General features: G+C 38.4%; 16 protein-coding genes. 10 read left to right on the top strand and 6 right to left on the bottom strand.

What is annotated here, in order from left to right:
* Positions 1-145 precede the first annotated feature (145 nt).
* Complete coding sequence (locus CWD91_RS11865) at positions 146-1,516, top strand: hypothetical protein (protein ID WP_103441173.1); 1,371 nt, start codon at positions 146-148, stop codon at positions 1,514-1,516.
* A gap of 183 nt (positions 1,517-1,699) precedes the next feature.
* On the opposite strand, the gene CWD91_RS11860 is transcribed toward CWD91_RS11865, so the two are convergent.
* Genes CWD91_RS11860 through CWD91_RS11845 form a run of 4 tightly spaced genes read right to left on the bottom strand, consistent with a single transcriptional unit; the run spans position 1,700 to position 7,158 of the window.
* Complete coding sequence (locus CWD91_RS11860) at positions 1,700-3,169, bottom strand: oligosaccharide flippase family protein (RefSeq protein ID WP_103441172.1); 1,470 nt, start codon at positions 3,167-3,169, stop codon at positions 1,700-1,702.
* Positions 3,160-4,440, bottom strand: coding sequence for a glycosyltransferase family 4 protein (locus tag CWD91_RS11855; protein WP_103441171.1), 1,281 nt, complete (start codon positions 4,438-4,440; stop codon positions 3,160-3,162). Before CWD91_RS11855 ends, CWD91_RS11860 begins: the two co-directional genes overlap by 10 nt.
* On the bottom strand, positions 4,440-6,875 hold the full coding sequence (locus tag CWD91_RS11850) for a YfhO family protein (RefSeq protein ID WP_103441170.1): 2,436 nt from the start codon (positions 6,873-6,875) through the stop codon (positions 4,440-4,442). The genes CWD91_RS11855 and CWD91_RS11850 overlap by 1 nt, the downstream gene beginning before the upstream one ends.
* A 19-nt stretch (positions 6,876-6,894) precedes the next feature.
* Positions 6,895-7,158: a DUF4834 family protein gene (locus tag CWD91_RS11845; protein ID WP_103441169.1), complete on the bottom strand. Its 264-nt coding sequence runs from the start codon at positions 7,156-7,158 to the stop codon at positions 6,895-6,897.
* Between the two features lie 88 nt (positions 7,159-7,246).
* Here CWD91_RS11845 and CWD91_RS11840 point away from each other — a divergent pair, with 88 nt between their 5' ends.
* Entirely contained in the window at positions 7,247-8,323 is a 1,077-nt protein-coding gene (locus CWD91_RS11840; RefSeq protein ID WP_103441168.1) for a transporter, read from the top strand.
* A 68-nt stretch (positions 8,324-8,391) separates the two neighbouring features.
* A complete protein-coding gene (locus tag CWD91_RS11835) occupies positions 8,392-9,510 on the top strand; it encodes a GTP cyclohydrolase (protein WP_103441167.1) in 1,119 nt (372 codons plus the stop codon).
* 132 nt (positions 9,511-9,642) lie between these two features.
* Here CWD91_RS11835 and ychF read toward each other — a convergent pair whose 3' ends face one another.
* On the bottom strand, positions 9,643-10,737 hold the full coding sequence (gene ychF / locus CWD91_RS11830; protein ID WP_103441166.1) for a redox-regulated ATPase YchF: 1,095 nt from the start codon (positions 10,735-10,737) through the stop codon (positions 9,643-9,645).
* A 169-nt stretch (positions 10,738-10,906) separates the two neighbouring features.
* Between ychF and CWD91_RS11825 the strand changes: the two genes are divergently transcribed.
* Positions 10,907-13,582, top strand: coding sequence for a TonB-dependent receptor (locus CWD91_RS11825; protein WP_103441165.1), 2,676 nt, complete (start codon positions 10,907-10,909; stop codon positions 13,580-13,582).
* Positions 13,583-13,766: 184 nt separating this feature from the next.
* On the opposite strand, the gene CWD91_RS11820 is transcribed toward CWD91_RS11825, so the two are convergent.
* Positions 13,767-14,117, bottom strand: coding sequence for a 4Fe-4S dicluster domain-containing protein (locus CWD91_RS11820; RefSeq protein ID WP_103441164.1), 351 nt, complete (start codon positions 14,115-14,117; stop codon positions 13,767-13,769).
* 86 nt (positions 14,118-14,203) lie between these two features.
* Between CWD91_RS11820 and CWD91_RS11815 the strand changes: the two genes are divergently transcribed.
* The 6 genes from CWD91_RS11815 (at position 14,204) to CWD91_RS11790 (ending at position 19,336) form a co-directional block, all read left to right on the top strand.
* On the top strand, positions 14,204-15,265 hold the full coding sequence (locus CWD91_RS11815) for an acyl-CoA reductase (RefSeq protein WP_103441163.1): 1,062 nt from the start codon (positions 14,204-14,206) through the stop codon (positions 15,263-15,265).
* A gap of 218 nt (positions 15,266-15,483) precedes the next feature.
* Positions 15,484-16,548, top strand: coding sequence for a 3-phosphoserine/phosphohydroxythreonine transaminase (serC, locus tag CWD91_RS11810; protein WP_103441162.1), 1,065 nt, complete (start codon positions 15,484-15,486; stop codon positions 16,546-16,548).
* A gap of 161 nt (positions 16,549-16,709) precedes the next feature.
* Entirely contained in the window at positions 16,710-17,660 is a 951-nt protein-coding gene (locus CWD91_RS11805) for a D-2-hydroxyacid dehydrogenase (RefSeq protein ID WP_103441161.1), read from the top strand.
* A gap of 83 nt (positions 17,661-17,743) precedes the next feature.
* A complete protein-coding gene (locus tag CWD91_RS11800) occupies positions 17,744-18,376 on the top strand; it encodes a DUF937 domain-containing protein (RefSeq protein WP_103441160.1) in 633 nt (210 codons plus the stop codon).
* A gap of 152 nt (positions 18,377-18,528) precedes the next feature.
* On the top strand, positions 18,529-18,984 hold the full coding sequence (locus tag CWD91_RS11795; RefSeq protein WP_103441159.1) for a DUF6146 family protein: 456 nt from the start codon (positions 18,529-18,531) through the stop codon (positions 18,982-18,984).
* Positions 18,985-19,015: 31 nt separating this feature from the next.
* Positions 19,016-19,336 carry a DUF6787 family protein gene (locus CWD91_RS11790; protein WP_103441158.1) on the top strand — a complete coding sequence of 107 codons (321 nt, stop codon included), beginning with the start codon at positions 19,016-19,018 and terminating at the stop codon, positions 19,334-19,336.
* Positions 19,337-19,497 lie beyond the last annotated feature (161 nt).

The following is a 19,497-nucleotide window of genomic DNA, read 5'->3' as shown; positions in this document are numbered from 1 at the left end:
ACTCATAAAACCTTTCTCAAAACTGTTTATAAATTATAAACACCTGGTAATCATTGATTTAAAGTATTTTTTATTTTTTTGGCATGCTGTTTGGTATATACTAACTGAATGTAAATAGTTGCATTCTAAATTAAAACCTTATATCATGAGAAATTTAATACTCCTTTTTACAGCGCTTATATTAGGTACTACAGGTACCATGGCCGCTTCATTGGAAGATAAGGTTGCCACAAGCAATACTTATAGAAATGATAACTCATTTATTTTTGTTGAAAATGGCATTACATTTTCAGTTTTCCCAGATGGAGAGTTCGATTTTTATATTGACAACAGAGGTGGTGTAAATGCAAATGTAAATTTTGGAAATGCCAATATAACTTTTAATTCAGGTTATGACTATAACCCTTATGTTCAGTATGACGATTACGGAGCAGTCATTCAGGTTGAGAATGTTCCTATTTACTATGACTATTACGGAAGAGTAAGTCAAATTGGGGAAGTGAACATCAACTATAACAGAGGTAGAGTATCCAGAGTTGGTGGTTTATATGTGTACTACAACCACAATGGCCACTATAGCCATCACAGAGGATTTATAAACGTATACAACAGGCATTATGTGTATAGCCCTTTCCATAGCTATTTCGCAAGACCGGCTTTAGGCTTTGGTTTAGTATTCGGAAGTCCTTATAGAAGGTATTACGAACCTGTAAGATATACCTATTATAGGCCATATCACCACAATCACAGAAAGGCATATGCCAAAATAGGTCACCATTATAAGTACGATAAAGGGCATCATAACAAGAGAAGCTCAGTTTACCGAAACGATAAGAGGGTTGCTGTAAGGGACCATGGATATAGAAGTCAAGACAACCTTAGATCAAATAGGTCTGTAGCCAGTAGAAACGATGGTTATAGAAAGAACAATAATGTTTCAAGAAATACAACATCCAGAAGCAATAATGTTAACGGTAGAAATAATAATGTTTCAAGATCTACCACTCAACGCAGCAATAATGTTAACGGTAGAAATAATAATGTTGCAAGATCTACCACTCAACGTAGTAATGGAAATGGTACCATAAAGAGAAGTACAACAGTTAGAAGCAATACTCCCAACTCAAGAAATGACAAATCCATTTCCAGAAGTTCTTCCATTCGCTCCAATGATAAGGGCAATGCGCAAAGAACTGTAAGTAGAACAACTACTACAAGGAGTAATAATGGAGGAGGAAGTTCTATAACAAGGAGCAAAGCGGTTGTGTCCAGACCTTCTGGGAATACCAGAACAACGGTAAAAAAGGAAGTTAGTAGAAGCCCAAGAAATGCTTCGGTAAGAAGCAGTTCTTCAAGTAGAAGCAATAGCGGTTCATCTGTAAGGAATAGCTCCGTAAAACGACCAAGTGTACAGTCAAAAAGCACTGTAAAGAGGTCAGTAACAAAGTCATCTAATAGTAGTGCTAGAAAAATTTCAACGGCTTCCACAAGAGGAAGAAGTTCTAGAAGTAATTAAAAATAGTTTTTAGGTTGGTTAGTTGTTTAGCCCCGCAGTGAATTCGTTCCTGCGGGGTTTTACTTGTTAGATGTGATTGCGTTCTCCAAAACATACACGTTCCCGTTCAGGTAGGCCTTAGAACACTAATTGTAGTTCAAGTCCAATGTATAAAGGGCTTGGCGTATAGAAATAGACATTTTCCTATTTTTTCCTCCCCAACTTTCCTACATAAAATGAAATGGCACTAACCACATCTTCGGATATTCTAAACTTATACAAAACGAGGACATAACAGATTACAATCAATATACTCTTAATACCAATGTTTACTATGGAATGGAAAGGAAAGGAAATAAAGTAAAAAATGGTCGTTAACAATAAAAGGAGAAATATAACCTTGAAAGTTTCTTTGGTAATAGGTTGAATACCAAATTTCATTTTTACGAAAATTAATTTTACCGAATTATAAATAAAAAAGGCCAAAAAACTGGCTATTGCCGCGCCGTCCAAACCATATTTTGGAATAAGCCATAGGTTCAATAATATGGTTAAAATGGCCAATACAACACCCATAAGAAGCAAAGCCCTATAAAAATCGGAATTATACATTATCGCATTGTTATTGCCCAATAGCGCATCATATACCTTGGCCATGCCAATGATAAAAACAATTACATAACCCCCACGATAAGAAGTGGGCAATAGATTATACAAATCATTTAAATTTAAAATAATTAATATAAATATGAGCCCAGACACTATAAACAAAGTCAGTGAACTCTTTTGATAAAGGGTTTTTAGCGCTTTGATATCCTTTCTGTGAATTATTTCAGCAGTTAACGGATAGGTTATATTGTGCATAGATCGTGAAGGAACGGCTATCACGGTTGCAATGTAGCCAGCGACGCTGTAATAGGCTACATTTTTGATTTCTATAAATTGATTGATCATCACCTTATCTACCTCCAACAAAACTATTGCTGCCGATCCACCCAAAATAATAAGGGCACTATAATTTATAATTTCGCGGGTGTTGCCCGGAAGGTTAAAATCCAACTTTAATTTGAGTAATCTTAAGGCATAGAACTGCATTATCAGGGTTCTAAGAATATACATGCCCACAAGGGCATTTAGAAAGCTCAATACAGAAATAAGGTCCCAATACACCATTAAAAGCAAAATGCTTACCACTATTCGGCTAAAAACTTCTTTCATGAAATTCCCAAAAACCGACTTCATTTGAACTTTGGCCCAGGCGTAAAATACCTCAAAATAGGCCATCGCCACCCCAATAATAAAAATATGCCAAACATACCCCTTTACAATAGGGTTCTCCTTGGATAAAAAATCGCCTATGGTTTCATTGGCCAAATAAGATACAATTCCGATAGGTACCACAAGAAAAAGTGGCAATAACACCATTAATGTCAAAAAACCATCCCGACTTTTCAGTTCCTGGAAGCCAGAATAATATTTGATCAGCGTATTTGGAATTCCAAATGCCAAAAGTGGCATTAAAACAGAAGAAGCCGAAAGTATAACATTGACCAATCCGAAATACTCATCAGACAAAAACCTTGTGTACAAAAAGAGCAGGTTCAACGCCCCTATGGCAAATCCACCATAGGTGATCAATGTATTGTTCAACGATTGCTTTAAGACTATTCCCATGCTAAATACTTGGACAACTCCTTGGTTAATTCCCGTCTGTGATATTGCTCCACTTTTGCAAAAGGCAATGTCAATTGATCCTTTTTATAATCTAGAAACCACTCCAACAAAGAGTTCTTCAATTCACTGGCCTGCTGATAGTTATAAGTTCTACCCGTATTGGACTCTGAAATAAGGTTTCCCACCTCCCATTTGCTTGGACCCATCCCCAATATAGGCCTTTTCGCAGCCATATATTCAAATACTTTCCCGGGAATAATTCCTTGGGTCTCTTCAGAATCTATCTCTATCAATAATAATACTTGGGATTTTTTTTGACACTGTAAGGCTTCTTCATGGGAAATATACCCCAATAGCTCAGTATAGGGTTGAAGGCCAAAAAAATAGATACTTTCCAAAACATCCGAACTAATTACGCCCGCCAATTGTAATTTAAAATACTTTTTAAAATCAGGGATTTCGTGTATCAACTCTGAAAAAGCCTTCCAGAGATTTATAGGGTTTCTACCACTTAGTAATGAACCAATATGGGAAACCGTAAAATTAACGTCCAAAACTACAGGACTCACATTGCTGGTATCGTACCCATTGGTTATGACCGTAATCGGTTTTTTGGTGATGTGGGCAAACTCCTGTTTTGTGGTATTGCTGGTAACTATAATTTTATCGGCTTCATTTAGGACCAGTTGCTCCAAAAGCTTGTGTTTTTTTTGGGAGGAAACACTAAGTTTTAATTTTTTATGATAACCAATCGAGGTCCAAGGATCCCTAAAATCGGCAATCCACCTAACTTTGTTGCGCTTTTTTAATTCAAGACCAATAAGATGTACACTATGTGGTGGACCTGTAGTGATTACTGTACCTATACCTTCCTGTTCCATAATTTTTGACAAAAAAGCAAAGGAAGGTTTTACCCAAAATTTTCTTGCATCGGGGATAAATAAATTGCCACGAATCCAAAGCAATAACTTTTCCAAAAAGGATTGATTTTTGGAATTTATGATACCCGCGCTTATCTTCTTGGTCTTTTTCTTGGAAAATATTTTAGCAAATGCATAGGGTTCAAAAATAGGCCTCTTATATATTTTTATGCCTTTAGGTACCTCATTCAGAAAAGTTTCATCTATAATGGGATAACTGGGATTCTCTGGAGTATAAATAATGGGTTCTATATTAAAATCCCTCAGGTACTTCACAAATTTTAGCCATCGTTGCACTCCCGGCCCGCCTGCAGGTGGCCAATAATACGTAATGATGAGCACCTTTTGCATTAAGCCGTCGGTTTTTTTCTAGATTTCCAATAGGTGTGTCCAATTCCAAAAAACAATACCAGTACCAAAATTATAGAACTGGCCATCGTTATATTTCCGCCAACCTGAATAAGGGTCGGCTCAAATTTAAATTCAATTTTATGTTTACCGGCAGGTATTTCCATCGCCCTTAGCACATAATTCACCTCAAAATGCTCCTTCAATTTACCATCAATATAGGCATTCCAACCGTGGGGATAGTACATTTCGGAAAATACGGCAATCCCTGGATTGGAATTCTCTGAACTATAGGTCAAATGATTGGGCTCATATTGGGTAAGCTTTATAGTAGCAGAAGAATCCGTCTTATAGTTAAGCTCTTCCAAATTGACAAATTTCGATTTATCAAAAACTGCTTTGTGCTTCACATCCAGCGAATTCAAGGCCATTATTTCATCATTGGCATTATAAACTGGCACCAGTTCATTAATAAACCAGGCATTGCCATTGGCTTCGGGATTTAGTGCTGGATAATTTCTACCCTCTTCGTCTTGCTGCACCACATATTTTACATTGAGCATACTTAAGACCTTAACGTTGTTCTTGGAGATGTGAAAGTCGAACAAGTTCTGGATTCCTGCCGGTTTAGCAGCATGGTAACCCCAAATGGACTGGTGAAAATAGGCGGTACGGCCTCCACCACCAATCTCTGAAGGGTCGTACACCCTAAAAATAGTGGTATCCTTGGCAATTTGTTTGTCCATTTCAGTTTCTTGAAAAGGTTCCAGCATTCTACGCTGAGCTACAAAATCATCTTCATTTACGTATCGCTTGGCTACACCTACCAAATCGAACAATAGCAGAACTCCTAAAATAACAATTGCTAGATTCTGTTTTAATTTATCCTTTAGAAAGAACCAAATAACCAGAGCGGCTAGAGCAACATAGATCAATGATCGCAATATATCCGTGTTATAAACAGACTTGCGATCTGCTACAATTAAGGAAACAATGTCATCGCCATAATACTGTCTATAAGTCTCATCGCTCTGTCCTGCAAAATCGAACATTCCCTTTACTAAAAAAAGTACTACTCCGATTCCCACAGAAATAAAAAAAGTGAGTTTTAAGTCCTTTAATTTCTTGGAAGTGTCCACCTTTTTATCAAAAAGCTGTGCCAATGCCAAGATGGCCAAAACAGGTACACATAGTTCAAGAATAACTTGAATGGATGATACTGCCCTAAATTTATTGTACAGCGGAAAATAATCGATCATTACATCCGTAAGTAGTCCGAAATTTTTGCCCCAGGAAAGTAACAAGGCCATTATTGTACCTCCCACAAGCCACCATTTTACCTTTCCCTTGACCAAAAACAGCCCTAAAACAAAGAGGAAAAACACAATGGCTCCAATGTAGGCCGGAGCGGCCACTATGGGCTGGTCTCCCCAATACAAAGGTAATGCACTGGTAAAATCCAAAGCCTTGGTCCTTGATATTCCATTTTCCGTTAAAAAGTTATAGGTTTTGGAATCAGCTCCAAGATCTTCGCCACCAGAACCTCCGAACAATCTAGGAACAAACAAATTTAGAGACTCTACAATACCGTAACTAAATTGGGTAATATATTCCCGATCAAGACCAGAACCTATTTCCTTGGGTTCCCCATTGGCTTTTATGGTAAGGTCTGATTGGCCCCTAGTACTCCAATCCGCATATTCCTTAGTAGCCATTAGACTAGTAGCATTGGCAGCAATCCCAATCAACACCGCTATAACCAATATTCCGACAGATATACCAAAATGTTTCAATTTCTTTTCCTTGATGGCATCCACTAAATAAACACCTCCAAGAATAAGTACCAACAACATAAAGTAGTAGGTCATTTGATAATGGTTGGCCCCTACTTCCAATGCCATGGCTATTGCAGTAAGGAGAAAGCCCCAAAGGTATTTCTTTCTGAAAACCAAAATAATTCCACCTAAGAGCATAGGCATGTACCCTATTGCATGTGCCTTTGCATTGTGCCCAACCCCTAAAATAATGATCATATATGTAGAAAAACCAAAGGCCAGGGCTCCCAACACGGCTAACTTATAATCTACCTTAAGGCAGTAGAGTAGCATATAAAATCCGATTAGATAAATAAAGAGATAATCGGCGGGTCTTGGTAAAAAACGGACTATTCGGTCCAATTTTTTTATATAATCATGTGGATAATAGGCCCCCAATTGATATGTAGGCATTCCGCCGAAGGCACTATTGGTCCAATATGGCTCCTCCCCTGTTTTTTTACGGAAGTCATTTTGCTCCTTGGCCATACCCGTGAATTGAACAATATCCGATTGTTCAATCACCTTCCCCTGTAATACAGGATGGAAATAAGCTAGTGCGGCAATAATAAAAAATACGGTTGCAAAAAAATGGATAAAAAAGGCTCTTAGACCGTTTCTCATGTTTGGTTATGGTAAAAGGTTATTCAATTTCCTCAAAATCTATATAATCTCCAACATTTTTTGAGGTGTTTTTTTTCTTGGTCGTTTTCTTCTCAATAATAACATCGCCAATTTGCTCTTCTTTTTGATCGTTCTGTGCAGCAAAACCTTCAAACTTTTCCTTAAAATGTTCCTCCGTCTTCTTTGCGGCATACCTAAACATCCTAGGAGCAAACCATTTAGCTACAATTTTAAGCAAATAGTATACTAAGAGTACAATTAGTATCGTTTTTAAAAAACCCATAATAAGTTGACAAATTTTATATCAAAAGTACAATTCTAACGTTGTAATAATAGTGCAAAAGTCTTAAAATAATAATAAAATAGTGCCTATGGAATATTATGTTTCAACGAAACGCCTAATGAAAATGCTCATTTTTGGAATTTTCACCGTTCCATTGGTCGGTTTTTCCCAATATACCGATGTCATCAACTCCAACCGACCAGGACTATCCGTAAGCGCATATGCCGTTGGCACCAACGTTTTACAAGCCGAATTTGGTGTTGCATATGAACAACAGGACCATACGAGGTTGGCTACTGAATCCAACATTTTTGGAGCAGATCTTTCATTGCGCTACGGCTTGCTTTTCGAAACCTTGGAATTAAATTATGAAGGTACTTTTGATAATCAAAATAAAACCTATACCAATACAGGGGTGGAAATTAAGAACACCGATTTCTCCCGAAACAGGATAGGATTAAAATATTTAATTTACGATCCATTTAGGAATCCAGAAAATAACAAGCCCAATCTCTACAGTTGGAAGGCCAACTACGGTTTTAAGCTGAAAAACCTAATCCCCGCTATTTCTGTCTATGCAGGTGCCAATTTTGTGCTCGGTGATAATCCGTTTTATAGTGGCGACCCTACAGTTTCACCAAGGGTAATGGTGGCCACCCAAAGTAGACTTACCCCAAGATTTGTACTTATTTCCAATATCGCCTATGACAGATTGGGCACGGATTTTCCTGAATGGAATTATACGTTATCCTTGTCCCATGCCTTTAGGGATCCTAAATGGAGTGTTTTTGTAGAAAACCAGGGTATAAAAAGTGATAGGTACTCGGACGTACTTTTAAGAGGTGGAGTTGCCCATTTACTAGGTGAAAATATGCAGGTAGATATGAATCTGGGGGCCAGTTTTAAGAATACACCCAGCAGGATTTTTGCCGCAATGGGATTTTCCTATAGGATAGACATGCACAGGGACAAGGTGAAGGCCATTGAAGATCAAAATGCAGGGGAAAATGGCGGTCCTATTGGAAAGAACGCAATGAAGAAAAAGAAAAAAGGAAAAAACAAGGGCTCGGGTGCCGAAGATATAGATTTAGGGCCCACAAAAAAACAGTTGAGAAAATTAAAGAAAAAGGAAAAGAATAGGGACGATTCTGACATCGATTTCTAACAAATTAACTTTTGTACTTTTTCCTATAGATTAATATTGCTAATATTGAACCATACAAGAAATGTAGTATGGTTACTCTAAAAGAAGCAAAAACAAAATCGGACCTTAAAGAATTCGTCAAATTCCCGTTTTCACTATATAAGGATTCCCCTTATTGGGTTCCTCCTATCATCAACGATGAGCTGGAGTCATTTGATAAAAGTAAAAATCCAGTTTTTAAGGATGCGGATGCCTGGTTTTATCTGGCCTATAAGGATGATAAAATTGTGGGTAGGGTTGTTGCCATTGTCAATAGACTGGAAGTAGACCATCAGCAGGTGAAAAAAATGCGTTTTGGTTGGTTTGATTTTGTCGATGACTTTGAAGTTACCCAGGCACTGTTCAATAAAGTAGCAGAAATAGGGAAGGAACATAAACTGTCGTTTATGGAGGGGCCTGTAGGCTTTTCCAATTTGGATAAGGTTGGGGTACTAACGGAAGGATTTGAAGAGATAGGAACAATGATCACTTGGTATAACCATCCCTATTATGTAAACCATTTTGAACGCTATGGGTTTACCAAGGAAAAGGAATACATGGAAAATAAATTTCCATTTAGTAATGCAGATCCCAAATTTTTTGAAAAGGCCAACGATTTGGTTAAAAAAAGGTATGGTGTAAAAGCACTTAACTTTACCAAAACCAAGGATGTCCTTCCAATGGCGGATAAGATGTTCGATCTTTTCAATGAATCATATTCTTCACTGTCCTCATTTGTGCCCATTACAGACATCCAAAAAGAATATTTTAAGAAAAAATATATCAGTTTTATAAATCCGGAGTACATTAAATTTATCCTCGACAAGGACGATAATCTAATTGCATTTGGAATTGTCATGCCTTCCTTTTCCGAGGCCTTGCAGAAAGCCAAAGGAAAGTTGTTCCCCTTTGGGATATTTCATCTATTGAATGCAAAAAAAAATAGCAAAGAGGTTATTTTTTATTTGATAGGAGTGCATCCGGAATACCAAAACAAAGGAGTTACTGCTGTTATGTTCAGTGAATATCACAAGACTTTTACACTTAAGGGTATTGAGAATTGTGTAAGAACGCCCGAATTGGAGGAAAATGTAGCTATTCGCCAATTGTGGAAACATTTTGACCCAAAAATTTATAAGCGAAGAAGGACCTATAGAAAAAATCTGTAGCAAATATACAGTATGGTGACCAAGGTTCGCCCAAATGATAAACCCAACTTAAAATAGTAAGTTGGGTTTATATATTAGTGCTGAAATAGTATTGTGAATGACTACTCCCCAATTCAGGTTTACGGAACAATACTATACGTTAAACCTAAAATGCATTACATCACCATCCTTAACGATGTACTCTTTTCCTTCTACCCGCATTTTTCCAGCTTCTTTAACCTTGGCCTCACTTCCAAAGGAAACAAAATCATTATAGGCAATAACTTCTGCTCGGATAAATCCCTTTTCAAAATCGGTATGTATTACTCCCGCAGCCTGTGGCGCAGTGGCACCCACTGGAATGGTCCAAGCGCGTACTTCCTTTACACCAGCGGTAAAATAAGTCTCCAAATCCAATAATTTATAGGCTCCCCTAATCAATTTGGCAGAACCAGGCTCCGTAAGCCCTAAATCTTCCAAGAACATTTGTCGCTCCTCATAACTCTCCAATTCGGTAATATCGGCTTCGGTGCCTACTGCCAAAAAGATAACCTCGGCCTTTTCATTGGCTATCGCCAATTTTACTTGTTCCACATAGGCGTTACCCGTTGTGGCTGCATCTTCATCCACATTGCATACATACATTACAGGCTTATCCGTTATAAACTGCAAAGGCTTAACAAACTCCACCCGATCTTCCTTACTGATATCTAAGGCACGTATCGATGTTCCTGTTTCCAGTCCCTGTTTTATCTTCAAAAGAACTGCCTCCTCTTTTTGTGCTTCCTTATTGCCAGTTTTGGCAGCCCGCTTTACCTTTTCGAGCTTTTTATCCACAGTCTCCAAATCCTTTAATTGCAATTCGATATCAATGGTTTCCTTATCCCTAACAGGGTTTACCGAACCATCTACATGAACGATATTCTCATTATCGAAACAACGTAGCACGTGTAAAATCGCATCTGTTTCCCGGATATTACCCAAAAACTGATTGCCAAGACCTTCGCCCTTGCTGGCTCCTTTTACCAATCCCGCTATATCCACAATCTCCACAGTTGCAGGCAACACCCGTTCTGGATTTACTAGTTCTTCCAACTTCTGTAATCTGGTGTCCGGTACATTTACGACCCCAATATTGGGCTCAATGGTACAAAAAGGAAAATTGGCACTTTGTGCCTTTGCGTTGGACAAACAATTAAAAAGAGTCGATTTTCCTACATTGGGCAATCCTACAATACCTGCTTTCATGGTCAAGATCAATTACAAACCGGAACTGTAGACTACAATCTATTTTCCAGCTTTTTTTAAACAGCTGCAAAGATACTATTTATGTCCATTTATAAACATACATTGCCAATGATAATTAGGTAAAAATAAATTGCCTAAATTTAAATGCAAAACTCTTAAAATCATTAATATGAAAAAATTCTATTTATTGACACTTTTAATGTTTGGCAATCTTACTTTATTGGTTGCGCAAAATTCTGTTTCTGGAAACGTTACGGATGAAAGTGGAGAACCTTTGGTTGGTGTAAACTTAGTAGAAAAAGGTACCACCAATGGAACAACAACGGATTTTGATGGGAATTATCAAATATCCGTATTCGATAATGCTATCCTCGTCTTTAGCTATATAGGTTATAACACACAAGAGGAAATTGTTTCCGGAAAATCGGTTATCAATGTCTCCCTATCTGGAGGAATGATGTTGGACGAGGTACAGTTGGTGGGATCCAGAAGTCCCAAACGAACCTCAACAGATACTGCTGTTCCTGTGGACGTAATAGACATCGCAGAAATTGCTACCCAATCCGGCCGTGTTGAAGTAAACGAACTTTTACAGTATGCCGCTCCATCCTTCAACGCCAATAAGCAATCGGGATCGGATGGCGCTGACCATATAGATCCGGCAACCCTTAGGGGGCTGGGACCCGACCAAACCTTGGTACTAATAAACGGAAAAAGAAGGCATCAATCCTCCTTGATCAATGTTTTTGGAACTAGGGGCCGTGGAAATACAGGAACCGACTTAAACGCAATTCCAGCATCGGCCATTAAACGAATAGAAATATTACGTGATGGCGCTGCGGCACAATATGGTTCCGATGCCATAGCAGGGGTTATCAACATTGTCCTAAAAGATCAAACGGATATAGTATCCGGATTTGTAAGCTATGGCGCATATAATACCAATGCCAAAGGTGATTTTCCTGCCGGAACACCCAATACGGATGGTAACCGTTTAGATACGGAGAGGGACGGCAATGCCATTGGAAGTGATAAAAGTTTTGATGGAGGCTCTTTAAAAGCAGGAGTCAATTTTGGAACGGCCATAGGTAATGATGGTGGTTTTGTCAATGTCACTACAGAATATATTAGTAAGAATAAAACGTTGCGGCCAGGATTCGATTTTAGGAGAGGCTTTGGGGAAGCGGCAATAGATGGATTTAATTTAATGGTAAATGCCTCCGTCCCCATTTCCGATAATTCAGAAGTATATGCTTTTGGTGGTAGGAACTATAGGGATACAGATGCCTACGCCTTTACAAGAAATGGCGGAAATAGGGTAATACCGTCCATATACCCCAATGGTTTTACACCAAGAATCACTTCGAACATTATAGATAATTCCTTTTCGGCCGGATTTAAAACAGAACTGGCCAACGGCTGGAAAGTGGATATCAGCAATACCTATGGTAAAAACAATTTTCATTATTTCATTCAAGGAACCCTCAATGCCTCTTTGGAAGATGTTTCCCCGACCGATTTTGATGCAGGGGGACATAGCCTGACGCAAAACACGGTTAATTTGGATTTTTCCAAATATTATGAAGATGTTTTGGAAGGGATGAACCTGGCTTTTGGCGCCGAATATAGAACTGAAAACTTTATCATATTTGCCGGAGAAGAAGGTTCTTGGGGCACTTATGACGTAAATGGGCTGTTAATAACAGACCCTGCCAACCAGACCCAACCTACGGATCCAGACTCGGGAGACGCCCGTCCGGGTGGTTCACAAGGATTCCCAGGATATAGTCCTAAAAACGAAGTAGACAGAAGTAGAAGTAATTTTTCGCTCTATGCAGATGGTGAGTTCGACCTTACCGAGACTTTCTTGCTAAGTGCGGCAGCGCGTTTTGAAAATTTTAGCGATTTTGGAAGTACCTTAAATGGAAAATTGGCCGCTAGATTAAAAGCATCCAACAATGTAAATATTAGAGGTTCTGTGAGTACAGGTTTTAGAGCCCCTTCCTTGGCCCAAAAATATTACAACCTACAGTTTACCAATTTTGTTGGTGGAGCGGCGTTGGAGTCCTTATTATCTCCCAACAACAGTCCAGTAACCGCCTCGTTTGGAATAGATCAATTAACGGAAGAAAAGGCACTTAATGCCGGTTTAGGTTTTACAGCGACTTTCGGAGACTTCACGGCCACAGTGGACGGGTATTATATTAAAGTGGACGATCGGATTGTGCTAACTGGTAATTTTGATGCCCCACAAATTCCCAATGTCGAAGCCGCGCAGTTCTTTGTAAATGGGGTGGATACCAAAACCACTGGCTTGGATATTGTATTGGCTTGGAAGAAAAGTTTTGATGGCAATAGGCTATCGGCCACCTTTACAGGTAATATAAATGATATGAAGATCGATAAGGTAAATAATGGAAGTTTGGATGAGCAGACTTTTTTTGGTGAAAGGGATAAAGGGTTTCTGTTGGCTTCGGCCCCAAAAAGTAAATTTACCCTGAACATGAATTATAAGAAGGACAAATTTGATGCAGGGCTGGGTTTTACCCATTTTAGCAAGGTAGAATTATTGGATTACCAAATGTATGAACCCACTTCGGATTACGACAGTTTTGCTGACCAAATAAATCAGGCCACGGATACCTATGACGCCAGATTGATTACCGATCTAGTTTTTGGTTACGAATTGTGCGATGGTCTTAAATTGAATGTCGGTGCCAACAACTTATTTAATGTTTATCCGGATCAGCAGGACGACTGGGTAGAAGGTGGTGGGTATTGGGACTCCGTACAAATGGGATTTGGAGGGGCTTACTACTATGCCAAAGTAGGATTTACGTTTTAGATAAACAAAACACTACAATGCAAAAAAGGTTGCCCATAATGGCAACCTTTTTTATTACGTTAAAGTTCAACAACCCTTATTACCAAGGTTTAAACATTCTAAAACCTCCCAAATACCCTATGGGAGAATAAATATTCAACCCATAAAACTGCAGAGGGATTGCTGAAAAATATAATTAAATCACCTATTCAGGGTGCATAAAACGTTGTTTGCCCAAAAGCACTTCTTCAGACTCCACATGGTCGTCATCCGGGATACAGCAATCTACAGGACAAACAGCAGCACACTGGGGCTCATCATGGAAACCTTTACATTCCGTACACTTATCTGGTACAATAAAATATATCTCATCGCTTACAGGCTCCTGTGACTCATCGGCATCAACTGCTTTACCATTGGGCAGTACTACATTACCCTTTAAAAGGGTTCCGTCACTGTAACGCCAATCGTCCGCACCTTCATAAATTGCAGTATTCGGACATTCCGGTTCACAAGCTCCACAATTTATGCACTCATCTGTTATTATAATTGCCATATTTTTCTATTTCTTTATGCTGATTTAATTTCAGTATCAATACTTTTGTACAAAGGTAAAGCCTAATAAAATCTTTTACAAATATAATGACTGACCTTAGACATAGACTTGATGCTTTTGTTAAACTTGGTAGTTTTTTCAAAGAATATTGCAAATATGCGAAAAACCAAACTCAAATAGATGATAATCAGCATGCATGGTTAATTAAATTCGATGAAATACTAATCTTGGCCGGACATAAGAATGGTTGGTTTACCCCTGAAAATATTTTATTTAGTTTAGATAGTTGGGCGGAATTACTGACACCCTCAAAGCTCGAAAATTGGTTAGCGGCCTATAAAGTGGATAAAAACAGGCCTAAATCGGTTGCCCTGATTATGGCCGGCAATATTCCTTTGGTGGGCTTCCATGATTTTTTATGTACTCTCATTACAGGAAATAAGGCCATTATAAAACTTTCCTCCAATGACAAAATATTACTCCCCTGTGTTGCCCAATATTTAATTGAAGTGGAACCTTCCTTAAAGGACCAGATTTCTTTTGAAGATGGCAAACTGGAAGATTTTGATGCCGTAATTGCAACGGGAAGCGACAATACATCGCGATATTTTGAGCATTATTTCGGAAAAAAACCTAATATCATTAGGAAAAATCGAAATTCTACGGCCGTCCTTAGTGGTAATGAAACAAAGGAAGAGCTAACAGCTTTGGGAGAGGATATTTTCAGGTATTACGGATTGGGCTGCAGAAGTGTTTCCAAATTATTTTTGCCCAAAGATTTCAATTTTGACTCCCTATTCAAAGCTGTTTACCCTTTCAATACCATCATTGAACATCATAAATACGCCAATAATTATGATTATAACAAGGCCGTGTACCTAATGAGTTTGTTCAAGATATTGGAAAATGGTTTCCTAATGCTAAAGGAGGATAATAACTATGCCTCTCCCATAGCCACCGTTTTTTATGAGTTCTATGATTCCTTGGAAGATTTAAAAATTAGACTATCCCAAGAACAGGATAAGATTCAATGCATAGTGTCCAATGGCTTCTTGGCAGATGAGATACCTTTTGGCCAAACCCAAAAACCGTCATTAAACGATTATGCCGACAATATAGATACTGTTGATTTTTTGTTGAAAACATAGTGCAATAATCTTTGGAGTCAGTGCCGATCTTCCTAAAATATTTATGACCTTTAACCCTTGAACCATAAAAAGCTGGATTTTACAATATTTCAATAACAACAATAACCTAGATTAATGATAATCAAATAATTAAGATAATTACCTCCAAAGTATGGCATTAATTATTTTAACAGCTCCGAGATAGGAATTAATCTTTGAATAACCATAAAAAGAAATAAATGAAAAAACATAATTTTAGTGCCGGCCCTTGTATCTTGCCACAGGACGTAATCATAAAAGCTTCTGAAGCCGTATTGGATTTTAATGGTTTGGGACTTTCCCTTATTGAAATTTCACATAGAAGTAAAGATTTTGTAGCCGTTATGGATAAAGCCAGGTCTTTGGCCCTGGAGTTATTGGATTTGGAGGGAAAAGGCTATCAGGCTTTATTCTTACAAGGAGGTGCCAGCTTGGAATTCTTAATGGTGGCCTATAATTTATTGGAAAAAAAAGCAGGATACCTCAATACCGGTACTTGGGCCGATAAGGCCATAAAGGAAGCTAAACTTTTTGGAGAGGTAATTGAGGTTGGCTCATCCAAAGACGAGAATTTTAGTTACATCCCCAAAGGTTACACCATCCCCAACGACCTGGATTACCTGCACCTTACGTCCAATAACACCATATTTGGAACACAGATAAAGAAATTTCCAAAAACAAGTACCACATTGGTTTGCGATATGAGTTCGGACATATTTTCCAGACAATTGGATTTCTCACAATTTGACCTTATTTACGCCGGGGCCCAAAAGAACATGGGGCCAGCAGGGGCTACTTTGGTGGTGATAAAAGAAGAAATCTTGGGCAGAGTAAGCAGAAAAATCCCGTCCATGTTGGATTATAAGGTGCATATAGACAAAGAAAGCATGTTTAATACCCCTGCAGTTTTTCCTGTTTACGTTTCCATGTTAACCCTGGAATGGCTAAAAAACCTAGGTGGAATTCCTGCCATAGAAGAGATAAATGAAAAGAAGGCACAGCTGCTGTACTCAGAAATAGATTTGAATCCTTTGTTTAAAGGGTATGCACATAAAGAGGACCGTTCCAATATGAACGCCACTTTCACCTTGGCCGAGGAAAAGCTGAAAGATGTTTTTGATGGGATGTGCAAGGAAGCTGGTATAAGTGGATTAAACGGACATCGTTCCGTTGGTGGTTATAGAGCCTCTATGTACAATGCACTTTCGTTGGACAGTGTTGGTACTTTGGTAGATGTAATGAGCGAATTGGAGCGGAAAGCATAACAACAGAAGCTAATGGAACTTTGTTTATATCTGCCAATATTGATGAATATCGGGAAGATATAGAGCAAATCGCTAATATAATTACCAAAATTTTCCATTACGGTCGATTTAATTCCATTACTTAATATTTAATATTTAATATTTAACAATTAGACTGTATAATGAAAATTTTAGCAAACGACGGAATATCAAAAAGTGGTAAGGAGACCTTGGAAAATGCCGGTTTCGAAGTTCTGGCAGTCAATGTGGCCCAAGAACAACTTGTTGCCTATATCAACCAAAATAAGGTTTCGGTACTATTGGTTAGAAGTTCTACGAAAGTAACAAAAGAACTTATAGATGCTTGTCCTGCTTTAAAAATAATAGGACGTGGTGGAGTTGGAATGGATAACATAGATGTAGACTATGCCAAATCCAAAGATATACATGTAATAAATACTCCTGAAGCTTCCTCTTCCTCTGTTGCGGAATTGGTCTTTGCCCATTTGTTCAGCGGGGTGAGGTTTTTACACGACGCCAATAGAAACATGCCTTTGGAAGGGGATAGTAATTTTAAGAAACTTAAAAATGCCTATGCCAAAGGCATTGAGCTTAGGGGTAAAACCTTGGGGATTATTGGATTCGGGAGAATAGGCGTAGCCACTGCAAGAATAGCTTTGGGGATAGGTATGAAAGTCATTTTTACAGACCCTTTTTTGGATGAGGCCACCGTAACAGTACCATTTTTTGACAACCGATCAATTTCTTTTGAGCTTAGCAGTACTCCATTGGAAAACTTATTGAAAACGGCCGATTTTATTAGTCTTCACGTTCCTGCCCAAAAATCATATGTCATTGGAAAGAGAGAATTTGCGTTAATGAAGGACGGTGTTGGTATCGTTAATGCTGCCCGTGGAGGCATTTTGGACGAGGTAGCCCTTGTTGATGCCTTGGAAAGTGGGAAGGTAGCCTTTGCTGGCTTGGATGTTTATGAATCCGAACCTATCCCGGAATTACGGATTTTAATGCATCCGGATATTTCTCTAAGCCCCCATATTGGAGCTGCCACAGAGGAGGCGCAAGATAGGATCGGGTTGGAACTGGCGTCCCAAATTATAGATCTTTACAAATAAATGTACAATCCGAATACCTCCCTATTTTAAACTCTTTTTTGTACCTTGAAGAAAATTAGTTTCTAACCATAATTACTATAAAAATGTCAGGATTATTGGATTTATTGAGTAGCCCAATGGGCAAACAGTTGATCAGTGGGGTTGCTGGTCAAACGGGACAACCAGAAAACAAAACAGCCGACGTATTAAGTATGGCCATGCCATTGTTATTAGGTGCCATGAAAAAAAACGTCTCTTCCCCAAAAGGGGCCGAAGGCCTTATGAGTGCCCTATCGTCCAAACACGATGGTGGACTATTGGATAACCTTGGAGGACTATTCGGAGGTGGTGTAGATCAATCGGTTATGGCGGATGGTGCTGGAATACTTGGGCATGTCTTTGGAGGAAAACAGGCCAATGTAGAAAATGCTTTAAGTCAAAAATCCGGATTGGACGCTGGTGCTGTGGCCGATATTCTAAAAATTGCCGCTCCATTGGTAATGGCGTATTTAGGAAAACAAAAGGCCCAAAGCAATGTAAACGATGCCAATGGCCTAAATACTTTGTTGGGCAGTATGTTGGGCGGACAGCCACAACAGAATCAGAGCCTAATTACAACATTGTTGGATGCCGATGGAGATGGAAGTGTTTTGGATGATGTTGCAGGCATGGTCATGGGAACTGGCAAAAAGAAAGGTGGCCTTGGAGGCTTGCTTGGTGGGCTTTTTGGAAAATAGCAATTTTAACATAGTATATGAAAAGCCGTTTGTTACTCAAATGGCTTTTTTTGTACCTTAAAGAAAGAATTGGGTGTGTAATGAATTATAGAGCTTTACGACAAAGCTATTATCATCCAAGTTTTTGTAATTATCTTAAAATAATAAGCGCAATGAAAAAGAATATATTTACTATCGGCATTCTTGTACTGTTTATTTTATCCTTGGCAAATTGTAATAGTACCAAGACAGCACTTTCCATTTCAGATGATGAGAAGGCGGCCTTTTCCCAATCTGAAGGAGACACTATCACTATCAAGGATGATAAAACAGAATATGAAATTATTATCATAGAGCCTGGGTTCGACTTTTGGCTACAGAGCATTGCCAAGCCGGAAGGTTATTATTCACAATCCTATTTGGAGAATAGAAATAGAATTTATGTCCTGGAGTGGAACCAAAGGGCGAGGCAACCCTATAGATATAATTCCAACCTTTATGAATTGCCGATCGATTATGACGCCAATACCGATTACGGTTATGAGGTGAATTATAAACTATTTAATTACTTTATTTATTTCCAACGCAAATACAATCAAAGATTGGGACCATTTGTTCCTCGTGTATAAAAAGTTATCTTTGTTGTGATTTTATTTATGTATGAAGAAATTAAAACAACGTTGGGGTGTAAGCTCCAATTGGCAGCTAACGATAATTTTTATAGTATTCTCCATTACAGGTTCATCGGCCGTTTATGCTGCCAAACCCTTTCTTAATTGGATTGGATTGAATAGGGAAAGTTTTTCTCCCGATTTTATCTGGGGTGGTCTAATTTATTTATTCTTTCGAATTTTATTGATTTTTCCCATTTATCAATTCCTATTGGTTATTTACGGTTGGATATTTGGCCAGTTCAAATTCTTTTGGGAATTTGAAAAGAAGATGTTGAGCCGTATGGGCCTAGGCTTCATTCTTAAATAAATTATATTTTTCTTAACAAACATTTTGCTAGCATACCACTAGATTTGAAGGGTGAAGATAAATTTAAGAAATATCCTATTTTCTTTTATGGCTGCCCTCCTGGTCAGTTTAATATTACTTCCTTCAGTATTAAAATTAAAACATGCCATCTTTGAGCACCA

Source organism: Arenibacter hampyeongensis (assembly GCF_002909255.1).
In the GTDB taxonomy this organism is placed as follows: Bacteria; Bacteroidota; Bacteroidia; order Flavobacteriales; family Flavobacteriaceae; genus Arenibacter; species Arenibacter hampyeongensis.
The sequence above is the reverse complement of the archived record's forward strand: the minus strand, read 5'-3'. Positions and strand labels throughout refer to the sequence as shown.